The sequence below is a fragment of the Rhizobium phaseoli genome (assembly GCF_010668805.1).
Classification (GTDB): domain Bacteria; phylum Pseudomonadota; class Alphaproteobacteria; order Rhizobiales; family Rhizobiaceae; genus Rhizobium; species Rhizobium phaseoli_A.
Window position 1 is genome coordinate 1 of the sequence record NZ_WUFT01000103.1, and the last position, 415, is coordinate 415.

Below are 415 nucleotides of genomic sequence, written 5' to 3' on the forward strand. Positions count from 1 at the left end.
GCTGATGCGCTTGAATGCGCTCAGGGCAAGACCGAGGCGGCGTGGCTTGCCAAAGGATGCCGGTGACCGTGCCGTCATCATGCCTAACGTGCTGGACCGCCAGTTCGTGGCAGACCGTCCGAACCAGAAATGGGTGGCTGACTTCACCTATATCTGGACCGCGGAAGGCTGGCTGTATGTCGCAGCCGTCATCGACCTGTTCTCACGCCGTGTCGTCGGCTGGTCGATGAATGCCAACATGACAGCCCAACTCGTCACAGATGCGCTGATCATGGCGATATGGCGTCGAGGAAAACCAGATGCTCTGCTGCATCACTCCGACCAGGGCAGCCAATATACCAGCGAGCAGTTCCAGCGCCTCATGGGAGATCACGGCATCACCTGCTCGATGAGCCGCTCTGGAAATGTCTGGGAC

General features: G+C 59.3%; 1 protein-coding gene. It reads left to right on the forward strand.

Annotated features, from left to right (window positions below; translation table 11 throughout):
- On the forward strand, window positions 1–415 hold a 415-nt coding region (locus GR197_RS31585), incomplete at both ends, for an IS3 family transposase (protein WP_164016632.1).